Annotated in this window: 1 pseudogene; it reads left to right on the top strand. The window is 71.9% G+C overall.

The annotated features are described in order from the left end of the window. Positions 1-133, top strand: a pseudogene (locus JHD74_RS26395) (ABC transporter permease subunit); the annotation flags it as partial. Positions 134-302 lie beyond the last annotated feature (169 nt).

The raw sequence follows: 302 nt of genomic DNA on the forward strand, positions 1-302 counted from the left end.
GCTGGAAGCGGTGGATACCCGTTTGGAACAGGCAGCCCGCACCTTGGGCGCCAATCCGTGGCGGGTGTTTTTCACCATCACCTTACCGCTTTCGCTGCCCGGTGTGATCGTTGGCGTGGTGCTGGCCCTGTCTCTTATACACATCTCCGAGCCCACGAGACAGGAGGTATCATCGCGTATGCCGTCTTCTGCTTGAAAATAGGGGGGGGGGGGGGGGGGGGGGGGGGGGGGGGGGGGGGGGGGGGGGGGGGGGGGGGGGGGGGGGGGGGGGGGGGGGGGGGGGGGGGGGGGGGGGGGGGGGG

Origin of the sequence: Serratia sp. ASV30, assembly GCF_016428815.1 — a bacterium.
In the GTDB taxonomy this organism is placed as follows: Bacteria; Pseudomonadota; Gammaproteobacteria; order Enterobacterales; family Enterobacteriaceae; genus Chania; species Chania fonticola_C.